This is a genomic window from Psychrobacter sp. CX16 (assembly GCF_057396245.1).
The window spans coordinates 44,354-58,293 of sequence record NZ_JBXYJF010000021.1; the positions used below are offsets into that span (position 1 = coordinate 44,354).

At 40.3% G+C, this 13,940-nt stretch carries 12 protein-coding genes; 7 read left to right on the forward strand and 5 right to left on the reverse strand.

Features of this window, described 5'->3' with window-relative positions; translation table 11 throughout:
- Positions 1 to 527 precede the first annotated feature (527 nt).
- The 5 genes from AC2SLM_RS08870 to pnp all read left to right on the forward strand — a co-directional run bounded on the left by AC2SLM_RS08870 (position 528) and on the right by pnp (position 4,710).
- Positions 528 to 1,055, forward strand: coding sequence for a type 1 glutamine amidotransferase domain-containing protein (locus AC2SLM_RS08870; RefSeq protein ID WP_486553310.1), 528 nt, complete (start codon positions 528 to 530; stop codon positions 1,053 to 1,055).
- A 228-nt stretch (positions 1,056 to 1,283) separates the two neighbouring features.
- Positions 1,284 to 1,442, forward strand: a complete 159-nt coding sequence (locus AC2SLM_RS08875; RefSeq protein WP_486553312.1) for a hypothetical protein — start codon at positions 1,284 to 1,286, stop codon at positions 1,440 to 1,442.
- A gap of 84 nt (positions 1,443 to 1,526) precedes the next feature.
- The gene (locus tag AC2SLM_RS08880) at positions 1,527 to 1,682 is read left to right on the forward strand and encodes a hypothetical protein (protein ID WP_486553313.1); all 156 of its coding nucleotides are present in this window, start codon (positions 1,527 to 1,529) and stop codon (positions 1,680 to 1,682) included.
- Positions 1,683 to 1,922: 240 nt separating this feature from the next.
- Positions 1,923 to 2,189 (forward strand): 30S ribosomal protein S15, encoded by a 267-nt coding sequence (gene rpsO, locus AC2SLM_RS08885; protein WP_486540097.1) that lies wholly within the window; start codon positions 1,923 to 1,925, stop codon positions 2,187 to 2,189.
- Between the two features lie 403 nt (positions 2,190 to 2,592).
- The gene (pnp, locus tag AC2SLM_RS08890; RefSeq protein WP_486553315.1) at positions 2,593 to 4,710 is read left to right on the forward strand and encodes a polyribonucleotide nucleotidyltransferase; all 2,118 of its coding nucleotides are present in this window, start codon (positions 2,593 to 2,595) and stop codon (positions 4,708 to 4,710) included.
- A 127-nt stretch (positions 4,711 to 4,837) separates the two neighbouring features.
- Here pnp and AC2SLM_RS08895 read toward each other — a convergent pair whose 3' ends face one another.
- Entirely contained in the window at positions 4,838 to 5,083 is a 246-nt protein-coding gene (locus AC2SLM_RS08895) for a YheV family putative metal-binding protein (protein WP_486553316.1), read from the reverse strand.
- Between the two features lies 1 nt (position 5,084).
- Positions 5,085 to 7,244: a M3 family metallopeptidase gene (locus AC2SLM_RS08900; RefSeq protein WP_486553318.1), complete on the reverse strand. Its 2,160-nt coding sequence runs from the start codon at positions 7,242 to 7,244 to the stop codon at positions 5,085 to 5,087.
- A 619-nt stretch (positions 7,245 to 7,863) separates the two neighbouring features.
- Here AC2SLM_RS08900 and AC2SLM_RS08905 point away from each other — a divergent pair.
- The gene (locus tag AC2SLM_RS08905) at positions 7,864 to 8,973 is read left to right on the forward strand and encodes an AOC03_06830 family ribosome hibernation factor (protein ID WP_486553320.1); all 1,110 of its coding nucleotides are present in this window, start codon (positions 7,864 to 7,866) and stop codon (positions 8,971 to 8,973) included.
- 242 nt (positions 8,974 to 9,215) lie between these two features.
- Positions 9,216 to 9,974 carry an endonuclease/exonuclease/phosphatase family protein gene (locus tag AC2SLM_RS08910; protein ID WP_486553321.1) on the forward strand — a complete coding sequence of 253 codons (759 nt, stop codon included), beginning with the start codon at positions 9,216 to 9,218 and terminating at the stop codon, positions 9,972 to 9,974.
- Positions 9,975 to 10,062: 88 nt separating this feature from the next.
- Here the strand turns inward: AC2SLM_RS08910 and AC2SLM_RS08915 are convergent, their stop codons facing one another.
- The 3 genes from AC2SLM_RS08915 to AC2SLM_RS08925 form a co-directional block, all read right to left on the reverse strand.
- Positions 10,063 to 10,281: a dodecin family protein gene (locus AC2SLM_RS08915; RefSeq protein ID WP_486540109.1), complete on the reverse strand. Its 219-nt coding sequence runs from the start codon at positions 10,279 to 10,281 to the stop codon at positions 10,063 to 10,065.
- A gap of 572 nt (positions 10,282 to 10,853) precedes the next feature.
- Positions 10,854 to 13,151: a ribonuclease R gene (rnr, locus tag AC2SLM_RS08920; RefSeq protein WP_486553323.1), complete on the reverse strand. Its 2,298-nt coding sequence runs from the start codon at positions 13,149 to 13,151 to the stop codon at positions 10,854 to 10,856.
- 554 nt (positions 13,152 to 13,705) lie between these two features.
- The coding region (locus tag AC2SLM_RS08925) for an integrase core domain-containing protein (protein ID WP_486551188.1) at positions 13,706 to 13,940 on the reverse strand (235 nt) is incomplete at its 5' end.

A 13,940-nucleotide genomic window follows, 5' to 3' on the forward strand; every position in this document is an offset into this window, starting at 1 on the left:
TCTCATTGCCTTATTTTTATTATTGAGCCCAAGTCATTATCGTAATGGTGACTTGGGTTTTTTGTGCTTATCGATATGAGTTTTTGAAGTTACGCAGGTTAAACACAATTCACAATCCCACACATTTCCTTGCAACTGTTATCTATTGCAGATGGGTTTAAGCTTGTATTCTAAGCTTAATCAATCAGGACGATGCCTTAAGTCATTGAATATATGACCAATTATAAAAATAAAAAAATAAAACCCTAAGAATATTATTTCAATAATTAATAATAAATTTGAATAACTAAAACATTAGCTGAATATTAATTAGCATATTAATAATAATAAATAGAAGAACCAACGATAAATAATAATAAAAATGGAAAAAGAGGGGCATCATTTACTGACACCAATAATTAATAATAAAAGTGCCGATTACATAATAAATAGCGGCCAAGATAATGACTACAAGTGCATTATAAAAAATAAAAACGATGATTTAGAATTAAATTTCACATTTATTACCCATACTAAGGGAGATTACCATGAGTAAGAAGATTGCATTTTTATTAAGCTCGTATTTCGAAGAAGCAGAATATGTGGAAGTCGCTCGTCTGTTAAAAGATAAAGGTTATGACACCACGTTAATAACTACCAACGACAGCAAAAACGTCCAAGCGATGAAAGGTGATGTTGAAAAGGTAAAAACCTATGACGCTGATTTATTCCTGAGCGAAGCAAATGCTGATGATTACGATGCGATTGTTCTACCAGGTGGTACTGTCAATGCCGACACTATTCGTCAGAATAAGGACGCACAAAGCTTTGTGAAGAAGTTTTATGATGCGGATAAAACCGTTGCTGCCATTTGCCATGCGCCTTGGCTATTAGTAAATACCGGCTTAGTTAAAGGTAAAACATTAACCTCTTATCCTAGTTTGGAAACGGATATCAATAATGCTGGCGGTACTTACGTTGATAAAGAAGTTCAGCAAGATGGGGTGATAATTACCTCACGTAATCCTAATGATATCGAAGCCTTTGTGAACGCTATTGATAAAGCATTATCATAATATCATAATTAGTTATTATGCAGCTCCATTATCAAGAATTATCAAGACGGTATTTTAGTAATTTAACCGTGAGTATAATGCTCTAATACAAAATCTAACGTCAAACTATATTAATAAATGTTAGATTTAATAAGTGGTTTTAATAATTATACTATTTGTATCACTAAGATGATGTTTAAAGCTGTTTTACAATCATCGTATTTTAATTTACTTTATGAGGAAATGATTATGTCAAACGATAAAAGCTATGAACAACAACAGTCAGACGCTGAAATTGCTGGTCTAAAAAACCAAGTGGAAGGCAATTTAGGTAATAATAAAGATAAAGACGAAGAGGCAGCCGCAGAAGGTATCGCTGATAACCTAGAGCAATCTCAGTCTAAATAATGGGTTAATATGTTAGCGTATTACCTTGCGTGAGCCTAGATATCGTCTCATCAATACTTAACTTGACTTAACTTGAAGATTATAATGAGTAATGATCCTAAAAAGACGCCAGAAGGCGAAGCGATTGATACATCTTTAGAAGAGTATGAAACGCCAGACAGTTTGGCAGAAGCCACAACTGCGGCACTAGATGACGACGCACTAGGCGGTCATGCTACAGAAGATGATGCTGACAAATAAGAGATAGATAATTGTTATCAAGTTTAGTTTAAGAGATTTTTGATTCATTTATAGGAGTCAAAATGATTAACTTAACTAAAATAGATTATTTATCAATTTAGATAAAAAACTACCCAACTTTGGGTAGTTTTTTGTTATAATCATACGCTTACCCAGTCATTTTTTTAGGTCATCTCTAGTAATGCAGGGATGTCCCCAATAAAACTGACTGATATTAGCAATGCATTGCAGGAGAAAGTTATGTTAACTAACACTGATCGTCAACAGATTATCGCTCAATACCAACGTGCCCCTGGCGACACGGGTTCACCAGAAGTACAAGTTGCTCTATTAACTGCGCGTATCAACGATCTACAAGATCACTTTAAAGCTCATAAAGCTGATCACCATAGTCGTCGTGGTCTTATCCGTATGGTAAACCAACGTCGTAAACTGTTAGATTACTTAAAAAGAAAAGATTTACCACGTTATGCGTCACTAATTAGCGAATTAGGCTTGCGTCGTTAATTTTAGATGTTTATGGTGGGGTTATACACAATGTATGATTCAACAATCATCTAAAATCAAAGCGCTCATGCCTTGGTAAAAAAAGAAACGGTGTGAATATTTCACGCCGTTTTTTTGTATGTATGGGGTTTACTATTCGTAGTCGAATGATTAGCTAATGCAAGTCAAAGAGAGGTGCTTGGCAGATCATTCAAGACGCCTAAACAGACTTTTATTGGTCAAGTATGCTAAATCCCTGTAAAATAAGCACACGTCTTATTGAGAATGGCAGGCTTCTAACGTTTGTGTGGTTTAATAGCCTTGAATATGAGCATAACTATATAAACGTTAGAGGCTGAAAAAATGTCTCAATAGACGAATTAACTCATTCGTATCAGTAATTTATAAAAAATAGGAAAAATTAATGTCAATGTTTAATACCATTTCTCGCGAATTCCAGTATGGCAACGAACAGGTTGTTATCGAAACCGGTCGTATTGCCCGTCAAGCAAACTCAGTATTGGTTCACATGGGCGGCGTATCTGTATTGGTTGCAGCGGTTGTTAAACCTGAAGCCAAAGAAGGTCAAAACTTCTTTCCGCTAACGGTTAACTATCAAGAAAAAATGTACGCTGCAGGTAAAATCCCTGGTGCGTATGGTAAGCGTGAAGGCCGTCCAACAGAATTTGAAACGCTAACGTCACGTTTGATTGACCGCCCAATTCGTCCGTTATTCCCTGAAGGTTATGTGAACGAAGTTCAAATCACAGCCACCGTTATCTCAAGTGATAAAAAGCACTATGCTGACATCGCAGCGATGATTGGTGCTTCAGCAGCATTGGCTATCTCAAGTGCGCCATTTAATGGCCCAGTTGGTGGTGCTCGTGTTGGTTTCATCAATGGTGAGTATGTACTTAACCCATCAATCGAAGAGTTAGAGAAGAGTGACCTAGACTTAATCGTAGCGGGTACGAAGTCTGCAGTATTAATGGTTGAGTCAGAAGCGGCTGAGCTGTCAGAAGATCAGATGCTAGGCGCTGTACTATATGGTCATGAGCAGCAACAGATTGTTATCGATAACATTATCGAGCTGGCCAAAGCAGTGGGTACTGAAAAGCAAGAATTTGAAGCGCCACAGCTTGATGCTGAGCTAAAAGAAAAAGTAACATCACAGTTTGGTGAGCAAGTTGCTGAAGCGTACTCAATTGGAGATAAGCAAGACCGTTATGAGAAGCTTGATGAAATTAAAGCGGCTGCTATCGAAGCATTAGCCGGTGATCCAGAAGCTGAAGAGTTCTCTGAAAAAGAAGCTCAAATCAAGGACATTTACAACGATCTTAAATACCGTACCGTTCGTGATGCGATTTTATCAGGTAAGCCGCGTATTGACGGCCGTGACCTAGATACCGTTCGTGCACTTGATATCCAAGTAGGTGTACTACCTTACACGCATGGCTCAGCGCTATTCACTCGCGGTGAAACTCAGGCGTTAGTAACCACAACGTTAGGTAACTCACGTGATGTGAACTTAATTGACTCGCTAGCGGGTACGATTCAAGACCACTTCATGCTGCATTACAACTTCCCACACTTCTCAGTAGGCGAAACGGGCCGTGAAGGTGTGCCAAAACGTCGTGAAATCGGTCATGGCCGTCTGGCTCGCCGTGGTGTACAAGCCATGCTTCCAGATAGCGACCGCTTCCCATATGTTATTCGTGTAGTATCAGAGATTACTGAATCAAATGGTTCATCATCAATGGCTTCAGTTTGTGGTGCAAGCTTAGCGTTAATGGACGCTGGTGTACCAATGAAAGCGCCAGTTGCTGGTATTGCGATGGGTCTGGTTAAAGAAGGCGATCGTTTCGCTGTATTATCAGATATCTTAGGTGATGAAGATCACTTAGGCGACATGGACTTTAAAGTCGCCGGCTCTAAAGATGGTATCACTGCACTACAGATGGATATCAAGATCGAAGGTATCACCCCTGATATCATGGAAAAAGCACTTGAGCAAGCTCATGCCGGCCGTATCCATATCTTAAACGCAATGAACGAAGTATTACCTGCTAGCCGTACTGAAATCAACGCACACGCGCCAAACTATGCGGTCATGGAAATTAATTCAGACAAGATTCGAGATGTTATCGGTAAAGGCGGCGCAACCATTCGTCAGCTAACTGAAGATACCGGTGCAGTTATCGATATCGATGATACTGGTACAATTCGTATCTTTGGTGAAAACAAAGCAGCGACTAAAGAAGCTATCCGTCAGATTGAAGCGTTAACAGCTGAAGTTGAAGTGGGTAAAGTATACAAAGGTACGGTCGCTCGTGTTGTAGACTTCGGTGCATTCGTCACTGTATTACCAGGTACTGACGGCTTAGTACATATATCACAGATCGCTGATGAGCGTGTTGAGAATGTCTCTGACTACCTAAGCGAAGGTCAAGAAATCAACGTATTGGTACAAGACGTTGACAACCGTGGTCGTATCAAATTGACCATGAAAGGTGTTGAGCAACAAGGTGGCTCTGCTGAGTAATAGGCTTTAATGGCTTACACGTAAATTAGTAATATAAAATGCGCCCAATTTGGGCGCATTTTTTTGAGTCAAAAAAATTGGGCTAATACGATAAGTAGCCCAACTCTTTTAGATACTAGTTAGAGGTTTATTTTAAGAATTTAACCGTACCCTGCGTACCGGTACTCATTGCGTCATTGGCTAATGCATTCTTTTCCTGAATCTCTTCAGGGTCAGGCCGACGCTCGATATGACCACACTGAGTGCACTCGATATATTCATCCTCTTCAGGCTCAAAGATGCGTACCTGAACCACCGCATCCATCGTCTGACACTTAGGGCAGCTTACACCAGCCAGAAACTGTCGTCTAGGACGGGTTGATTGATAACGCATATCAAGCCACCTCGTCTGCATCGACAAAGCCGCCATGGCGAAGTAAGGCATCAATGCTGGCTTCACGGCCACGGAAAGCCTCAAAGTTCGTTTTAGCAGGTAGACTACCACCGACGGCTAGGATGCTTTCGCGGAAGTCTTTCCCTGTTTGTGGATTAAATACGCCTTCTTCTTCAAAGCGACTAAAGGCATCGGCTGACAGCAATTCTGCCCACTTATAAGAGTAATATCCTGCCGCATAACCACCCGCGAAGATGTGGCTAAAGCCGTTGGCAAAGCGGTTGTAATCTGGTGTTTCCATGACAGCAACATCGCTGCGGACCTCGTCTAAGGTCGATAAGATGCCTTGGTAGTCAGGGGCAGGTGTGGTCGCATGAATCAGTAAATCAAACAGAGCAAACTCAATTTGACGTAGAGTTTGCATACCGCTTTGGAAGTTTTTGGCAGCGAGTAGGGCGTCAAGCTGAGACTTCGGTAACGGCTCGCCCGTGTCTACATGAGCGCTGATTAGATTAATGCCTTCTGAATCCCATGCCCAGTTCTCCAAGAACTGACTGGGCAGCTCAACGGCATCCCACTCAACACCATTCACACCAGCAACATCATTGACGCTCACTTTGGTTAATAAGTGGTGCAGACCATGACCAAACTCATGGAACAAGGTCAATACTTCATCGTGAGTCAATAAGCTTGGTTTATCGCCATTTGGTGGTGTGAAGTTACCAACCATAAAGCATACAGGCAATTGCGAGTAAGCTTCAGAGCTATTACCTGTATAGGTGTATCGTGACTGGAAGCCGCTCATCCAAGCGCCGCCACGTTTGCCACTACGCGCATATAAGTCAAAATAGAAGCCACCAATTAAGCTGTCTTCACCGTCTTTGTTAGTATCAAATAGCTGATAGAAGCGAACATCATCGTGCCATAACGCAACTTGATCGGTTTTCTCTTCGGCACGGACACCAAATAATTTATTAACAATAGTAAACAGTCCGTCGATCACTTTAGGCAATGGGAAGTAAGGGCGGATCTCTTCTTGCGACAGCTTGAACTTGGCTTGTTTTACTTTTTCAGCCAGATAAGCGGTATCCCAAGGTTTAATGTCATCAACACCTTGATTGCGCGCCTCCTCTTTAAGCTGTGCTACATCACGCTGTGCTGCTGGTGTGGCTTTATCGGCTAGATTACGTAAGAAAGTTTCAACTTGCTCAGCACTGTCTGCCATTTTACGAGATAGCGAGACTTCTGCATAATTATTAAAACCAAGTAGATCTGCTTTTTGGGTGCGCAGCTCTAATATCTTCGCCATCCCCTCACTATTGTCTAGTGACTCACCTTTGGCGTTTTTGTGTTCGTCAAATTCTGAAGCGCGAGTGACATATGCCTTATATAAAGTCTCACGCAGTTTGCGGTCATCCGCATGAGTCATGACGGCCAAATAAACAGGGATATCTAAAGTAGCCACATATAACGGCTTACCGTCATCTTGTTTATCGGCTGAATCAGCCTCTGTCTGTTTGGCTTTATATTGCTCACCGGCGGCTTGTAGCATGGCAAGGCCACTGTCTGTAATACCAGATAACTGCTCATCTGTTAACGGTAATGCAAACGCTTGGGTGGCATCTAAGATATTGTCAGAGAATTTAGCAGATAAGGTCGACAATTGACTTTGTATGTCTGCATAGGTGGCTTGTTTGTCAGTGGGTAGTGCCACACCCGATAACTCGAAACTCTGCATAGCAAGCTCAATTGCACGCTGACGCGCAGTTTCTAATGAATTAAATACTGAAGCATCCTTTTTTACAGCTTGATAGTGCTGATACAGGGGCTTGTGCTGACCAACACGAGTACCAAAAGCCGATAATAATGGCAGTAGTTCATGATGAACATGACGAATCTCATCATTACTCATCACGCTATTTAAATGAGATAAAACGCCCCAGCTGCGGTCTAATTCTAGACCGATGTGATCAAATTCAATGATATTTGTCAGTGCTTGCGTGCTATCAACATGATTGTCGGCATTGTCTAAGTCATCTAAAAACTGGTTGCCTTTATCTATTGCTGCAGTCACCAGCGCACGTAACTGCTCAGGGGTCACGCTAGAGAAATCAACAAGATGTAAATTATTATCTAGTATAGAGGTAGACGAATTTTGCATAATTATTTTCCTAATATTCAATGAAAGATGAAATGCTCAGTACTGACGATTTGAACCAATTGTCGTTATAGGATGCTTGTTATTTATAAGTTAATAGTATAACTATTGTGCCTATCATGACAGATTACAAGTTAGGCGCATGCTTGAGAATAACGACCAGATAATCTTCAGTAGCGTGCAGTTAGTATCAGAGATTTTGTGAATACAGGTAACCTAAATTGGCTATAAGGTTTCGGTTTAGCAGAAGTGGTTACACAACAGGAACAAGGCACGAAGAGTAATTACATTATTTACAAAGCCCGTATAGTCTTCATTGACTCGGGTTGTTACTCTGAAATTATGAAACTAGATTATGTCACCTGCTTGAAGATGCCGCTTAAGGGATTTAATAACAATAATTAAAGCAGTAGATTTTTATATCTGGTTTTAAATCCGAATGGGTTGCCATATTTAAATCGATTGCATAACTATAAATCACATTATAAAAGATATAACGGCAGAAATCGGTGACATGGTTGTTTTATAAGCCAGATTATTTTTAACACGATTATCCAGTATAAGTACGTTATTCAGTACTGTTTAATTATAAAAATTCATTAAGTATAAGTAAGGACTATTTATGAAAGCGACACTAAAGAGTTTACGTGAAACCACAGCAAATCCAGCGGTTAGTATCTTTGTTAAAACTCACCGCGAGCATCCTGCCAATGAGAAAGACCACATTGCTCTAAAAAACCAATTAAAAGTGGCAGAAGAGCGCATTACTAACGAATATGACAAGCGCACTGCGGCGACTATTCTAGAAAAAATCCATGCCGAAACGGATGAGCTGGATCATAATTACAATTTGGATACGTTAGCGATTTTTGCTAGCACTGATGACGTTAAGGTAATCCGTTTACCACTAGATACTGAAGAGCGTGTGATTCTTGGTGAACATTTCGCCACACGTGACTTAGTACGTGATATGGCAAGTGCAGTACATTACTATACTGTTGTCATTACTCGTGAGCATGCTCGTCTAATCGAAGCATCAAACGATCGTGTTGTGCTTGAGTTTGATAAAAACGACGATGCACAAAATCATATGGATCATATTCCATTCCCTATTGAAAACACGACATTGCATACATCAAGTGGTGCAGCTCGTTCGAATGCATCGAATGAAGATAACTATCTAAAAGAGTTCTTAAACCGTGTGGATAAGAGCGTGCAAGAGCTATGGGGCGATCATAAAATGCCATTAGTGATTGTCGGTGATGCGCGTAATATCAGCTTCTACAAAGAAGTGTGTGACCGTCCTGACAATATTATTGCGACTGTTGACCACATTACTGATTTAGAAAATGGTTCAGCACAGCATATTATTGATGGCGTACAAGAAGCTATCGAAGGCTATCGCAGCAGCTTGCATGAAGAAGCACTGGGTAAAATTGAACAGGCACGTGGTGCAGATTTAGTACGTACTGACTTGCAAGAAATTTATAAAGCAGCTTTCCAAGGTGCTGGCGAGACCTTATATGTACGTAAAGGTTATATCCAACCTGCAAAAATAGATGCCAAAGCGCAAACGCTAGAATTAGCAGACGACCCTGCAGCAGACGGCGTAACCGATGATGCGGTTGGTGAAATCATTGAGCTTGTTATGCATAATGGCGGTGATGTTGTATTCTTAACAATAGAGACGTTGGGTGAAGATCAGCCAATCGCTTTAGTAACCCGCTACTAATCTAGAATGGTCTATTTGCTGAGTATCTTTTAATGAAGATGTTAAAAGCACTGGTCAAGTCATTGGCCAGTGCTTTTTTATCGGTTTAATCTTATATATTTGCTTATATATTTAAGCTTTTAGTATTCGAGCATCTATACTTTAATCAGATAGACATCTACTTACGCTATGCTGAGTACAGTCAAAGGTGTTTTACTCTAGTATAATATCGACCATATCTCATCAATAACAGTGTGCCTATAATGAGTCAAAAAAGCAGTATTGTTCTGACAAGCTATAACATCCATAAGGGTATGTCGCCGCTAAATAGACAAGTTGTGACCAAAAAGATAGGGGAGGCGTTACGTGAGCTAAACCCAGATATTTTGTGTCTACAAGAAGTGCAGGGTCAAAACTTGAAGCGTATGATCAAGTACAACGAATACCCGAATCAGTCGCAGCATGAGTGGTTTGGTGAATATTTAAATCTTGATCACAGCTATGGGAAGAACTCTGAATATGATAATGGGCATCACGGCAATGCGGTATTAAGCCGTCATCCACTTGACCCAAAGCATAATATTAATATCACCGTTAATAAGCTTGAGAAGCGTGGTGTATTGCATTGTGAAGTACATCCAGAAGGCTGGGATGAGACAATCATTATTTTATGCGCTCACCTAAATTTGCTAGAGAATGATCGACAAAAGCAATACGATGCCATTGCTACCTATGTTAATGAAACCATCGATCAGAATCGACCTTTGATATTAGCTGGTGACTTTAATGACTGGAAGAAGGTATCCTGTCAAAAGCTCGCTAAAGAGCTAAATATGACCGAAGCCTTTATGGACCAGCACAATAAGTTGCTCCCCACCTTTCCTGCTAAACTACCTGTACTGAGTTTAGACCGTATTTACGTGCGTAACTTAAAGGTAAAACGTGCTTGGGTACATAAGGGCAAACCGTGGTCTGGATTGTCTGACCATTTGCCCATCAGTGCCGAGTTAACGCTAACCTAGAAGAAGAGAATAAACAAAAAATACCGCTATCTAAGATAGCGGTATTTTCTCTTCTTTTTTATACAATAAAAAGGTTCAAAGTAAGGGGTTAACCCATATCTTCACTGCCATCGATCACAAAACTAACAATCATGATTACATGGTATGAGCTGATATTACCATCAGATACACCGACTTTTTGTTCTTTGACCCAAGCGCCTTGGACGCTATTTACTGTTTTAGAAACTTGTGCGATACCTTTTTGAATGGCATCTTCAAAGCTTTTGGTTGAGGTACTGCTGACTTCAATATTCTTAGCAACTGTCATTATATAATTCCTTTTTATGGTTAATTTTCTTATTAATAAAACAGTATTTATTAAAATATTATTTATTTAAACACTGAATGTAACGTAGGCGACCTGAGCCCTATCTGTTAATTTACTTATGGAGACGTAAACTAATCTCATAACTAAATTCAACGTTATGACTAACATCATTGTCATTGATTGAATTTGATAACGAATAAGTAGCAACTTGTCTACCTAACTATTATTCTAACACTATTCTTGTGGACATCATACTAGGTATAAGGTTGTGATTAAGTTATTGTTTTATAAGCTAATATTTAAATATGTAGCCCTATAATAATGATAATTGGTAAAAATATAGAACGTTATAATATCTCTCGGTGTTGCCCACAGTTTTCATATTAATGTCAAGATTTGGTATTTATTTAAAACCCTATAATTATGGCAAAAATATTAGGGCAAAAGAAAAGCTGCTTAGCAGGGCTAAACAGCTTTGGGTTTCAAGGTATTGATGACTCAGTTAGTTAAGGTGACTGATTAAATAAGATAACAGTTCACAACTAACTTTAAACTGAGCCAATAATCAATTATTAGCTTTTAGGTTTCGGTTTGCTTTTACTGCGGCTGTTATGGCGACGAGTTGGTTTCTTCTCATCACCCACTTTGCTTTGATTTGCAGGTTTGGCCTTACCCTCTTTTTTAGTTTGATTCATGGCGCTGGCTTTTAGCTTAGCGATTAAATCAAAGTCAATTTGTAACAAGTCCATATTAACGCCGGCTACTTTAATACGTACTAAGTCGCCTAAGCCGTATAAGTTACCTTTGTCTTTACCAATCAACTGCTGCTGCTTCTCATCATAAACGAAGTAATCATTACCGACGTTTGATATATGCACCAAACCATCAATAAACAGTTCAGTTAGGTTAATAAACAGGCCAAAGCTGGTCACTGCGGTGACGACACCATCAAACTCTTCACCAACGTGGTCTTTCATATAATGACACTTCAGCCAGCTTTCAACAAAGCGAGAGGCTTTTTCGGCACGGCGCTCGGTATCTGAGGTTTGCTGACCGGCCTCTTCTAGCGTAAAGTCCATCTCTGGCTGTTTTTTACCAGTGACTTTTGCTTTAATCGCACGATGCAGCATTAAGTCAGGATAGCGGCGAATCGGTGAGGTAAAGTGTGAATACTCGTCGTAAGCCAAACCAAAGTGACCGATGTTATCAGGCGAGTAGTTAGCCTGCATCATAGAACGCAGTAGCATACTGTGAATACTCACCGCATCTGGACGATCTTTTGTCGCTTCGATAATACGCTTGTAATCCGCTTGAGTCGGGCTTTCTTCTGGGAAAGCGATACCAAAGTTTTTGGCATACTCATGAATCATGCTCGACTTTTCGGTATTAGGCTTATCATGGTTACGATACAGTACCGGCAGCTCTTCTTTTAATGCAAAGTTAGCCGCACAAGTGTTGGCAAGTAGCATTAACTCTTCAATCAGTTTGTGTGAATCGCCACGAGTACGCGGTACGATAGCCTCAATGCCACCTTCTTCGTTAAACTTGATATAAGTCTCAGGCGTCTCAAACTCCATCGCATTGCGCTGTTCGCGTTTTTTCACCAGCACTTTATATAACTGATGCATGGTATCGACAGACTTCTTAACGTCTTTATTGTCGGTTAACGATTCAGGAACGCCTTCTTTATTACTATCAAAGTAATCGTTTACTTGATTGTAGGTCAGACGTGCTTGCGAATGCATCACTGATGGATAGAACTCATAACCAGTGATATTGCCGGCACGCGACAGTTTGATATCTGCCACCATACATAAACGGTCAACACCTGGGTTTAACGAGCACAGGCCATTTGATAGTACTTCTGGTAGCATCGGAACCACGTGATGCGGGAAGTAAACAGAGGTACCACGCTCAAAGGCTTCATGGTCAAGCGCTGAATTAGGTGTCACATAATGGCTGACATCTGCGATTGCAACGACCACACGGTAGTTACCGCCCGAGCGTTTTTCAGCGAATACCGCATCGTCAAAGTCACGTGAATCTTCGCCATCAATGGTAACCATTGGTAGGTCACGAATATCTGTACGGCCTTTGACGTCTTTTTCGGTCGGCTCCTTATAGCTGTTGGCTTGCTTTAGTACCGCTGCACCAAATTCGCTTGGGATATCGTAGTTAAGCAAGGTGGTCTCGATAATAACCTCACGGTCGTTATCGTCATCCATTACTTCAACAATTTTACCAGTAGCAAATTCGTGCTGGTTTGGCCAATCAATAATATCAACTTTTACTGGGACACCAAGTTTGGCATTCATGGCCTTAACGTTGGCTTCAGTCACGGTAATTGGTTGATGGTTATTTGGACTGGCTAGACTGACGGTGTAACCTTCGTCGTCTTTTTCAAGTGTGCCAATAAAATGGGTCTGTTGACGGTCGGTCACTTCGATAATACGGCCTTCTGTACGGCCACGATTATCGGTTGAAGTACCAATCGCATCGACAGTGTCGCCATTAAATACCCAGCGCATTTGCTTTTCATGTAAAAACAAGTCTGGCATATCATCTAGCACCACAAAGCCGAAACCTTTGGCATGTGCAGAAACCGTACCATTAACCACATCTTGTTTGGTTACAGCACGATATTTATAAGGTCTGCCGTCGCGATTGACTTGGCCATCGCGTACCATCGCTTTTAAGCGATTACCTAAGGCATCAAACTGATCTTCATTGGTGATGCCAAAAGATTCGGCTAATTGCTTGTGAGTCAGCTCACCCTTATCCGCTAAGGTTTGCAAAATAAGCAAACGGCTTGGGATAGGATTGTCGTAGTTTTGAGCTTCTTGTTGTGCGTTTGGATCGTTCCAGGTCATAGAATACCGTATAAGTTATTTATATTTTAATTGAGTCGAAATGTGAGTCTTGCTTATAGAATAGGGTTAAGCGTTATGCTTGATTGTTAATAAATCACTTACTTACTTGCTTAACCTGCTTAGGTACTGACTATTTATCGCTTAGCTTACTGCTTGTTATTTAGTTAAATACTAACTGTTAAATAGGGATAGCGTCTGCTCGTTAATATCAATCTATACATTGATAATCGAGACAGTATCAACCTTTTACAAGCGCTGCGGCTGTTTATAACATAAATAAATGAGGTCACATCTAAGACATTGAGCGTTAAATAAAGACTCAATGACGCCTATTATATTTTCACAATGTGTCATTTAGAGTGTTTAAGCAAGCAAGGTCGCTGCCTATGACAAGTATATTAACATAAAAAAAGAGTGAATAAGTATGACCGGCAATGATAGTCCACGTTAACAAACGTAAATAACATTAAGCCTGCCTTTTAACTTTATATGTCTCGTCCTAAAATAGGTTGATGATTTAAAACAAGCCAGATACCCCGTGTATCTGGTTTTTTCTATGCAGAACACCCATAACTTTGATGAAACTCGAAAGGCGTTCTCATATTCAAACTTAAATGCGGTCTCATATGATTATAAATATAAACCGACTCATCAACGAGCACTCTTAGCTCATCTAACGTATTACACTGATGAATTAAAAACTCATCCTTTAAAATGCCATTAACGCGTTCAGCTAAAGCATTTTGATAACAGTCATAGCCATCTGTCATAGACGGTCTAATGTTGTTC

Excerpts from the sequence above, each read along its gene's own strand:
- AC2SLM_RS08870 (WP_486553310.1), top strand. The coding sequence starts at position 528 with ATGAGTAAGAAGATTGCATTTTTATTAAGCTCGTATTTCGAAGAAGCA.
- AC2SLM_RS08875 (WP_486553312.1), top strand. The coding sequence starts at position 1,284 with ATGTCAAACGATAAAAGCTATGAACAACAACAGTCAGACGCTGAAATT.
- AC2SLM_RS08880 (WP_486553313.1), top strand. The coding sequence starts at position 1,527 with ATGAGTAATGATCCTAAAAAGACGCCAGAAGGCGAAGCGATTGATACA.
- rpsO (WP_486540097.1), top strand. The coding sequence starts at position 1,923 with ATGTTAACTAACACTGATCGTCAACAGATTATCGCTCAATACCAACGT.
- pnp (WP_486553315.1), top strand. The coding sequence starts at position 2,593 with ATGTCAATGTTTAATACCATTTCTCGCGAATTCCAGTATGGCAACGAA.
- AC2SLM_RS08895 (WP_486553316.1), bottom strand. The coding sequence starts at position 5,083 with ATGCGTTATCAATCAACCCGTCCTAGACGACAGTTTCTGGCTGGTGTA.
- AC2SLM_RS08900 (WP_486553318.1), bottom strand. The coding sequence starts at position 7,244 with ATGCAAAATTCGTCTACCTCTATACTAGATAATAATTTACATCTTGTT.
- AC2SLM_RS08905 (WP_486553320.1), top strand. The coding sequence starts at position 7,864 with ATGAAAGCGACACTAAAGAGTTTACGTGAAACCACAGCAAATCCAGCG.
- AC2SLM_RS08910 (WP_486553321.1), top strand. The coding sequence starts at position 9,216 with ATGAGTCAAAAAAGCAGTATTGTTCTGACAAGCTATAACATCCATAAG.
- AC2SLM_RS08915 (WP_486540109.1), bottom strand. The coding sequence starts at position 10,281 with ATGACAGTTGCTAAGAATATTGAAGTCAGCAGTACCTCAACCAAAAGC.
- rnr (WP_486553323.1), bottom strand. The coding sequence starts at position 13,151 with ATGACCTGGAACGATCCAAACGCACAACAAGAAGCTCAAAACTACGAC.